Genomic DNA, 634 nt, shown 5'->3' with positions numbered 1-634 from the left:
CAAAAAACGCTCGAAAAGCTGTCTACAAAATTGACGAATCGATGAAAGACAAATTCCCCGTAAAAACCACTTCTAACGAAGTAAAGGATGAATTAACTTACTGTAAGGAAGTTATTTCAGTTATTGAAAAGGAACCACAAATTGCACAAATGCCATCTGTCAAAGAAAAGCTGAATGTTTTAAAAGAAGTCGTAGAAGATTTCCAAGAACATCTAAATTACTCTTCTGATGCGGATGCGCGAAAAGGGCATAAGACGTCGGAATCTTCTTTCTTCGGGTATAAGACACATATCGCGTTGAGTGATGAACGTATTATTACAGCGGCTGTCATTACAACAGGTGAAAAAAGCGATGGAAAATATCTTCAAGAGTTAATTGAAAAAAGCACACAAGCAGGTATGAAAATTAATACGGTTATTGGAGACGCAGCTTACTCTGAAAAGGCAAATATCGAATATACAAAAGAAGAGAAAATCGCTCTTGTGGCAAAGTTGAATCCTATTCTTACACAAGGACCACGAAAAGAAGAAGACAAGTTTGAGTTTAATAAAGACGCTGGAATGTTTGTTTGTAAGGCCGGTCATCTCGCGACAAGAAAAGCACGTACGGGTAAAAAAGGAACGAGTAAGAGTCA

The 634-nt window shown here is 37.5% G+C and carries 1 protein-coding gene; it reads left to right on the top strand.

All coding sequences use genetic code 11. From position 1 onward, the window contains the following. Positions 1 to 634 (top strand): transposase (locus C7Y47_RS24695; protein ID WP_142511131.1); only part of this gene is annotated, 634 nt, incomplete at both ends.

This window comes from Lysinibacillus sphaericus (genome assembly GCF_006864135.1).
GTDB lineage: Bacteria > Bacillota > Bacilli > Bacillales_A > Planococcaceae > Lysinibacillus.
This window is presented reverse-complemented; position numbering and strand designations above follow the sequence as displayed.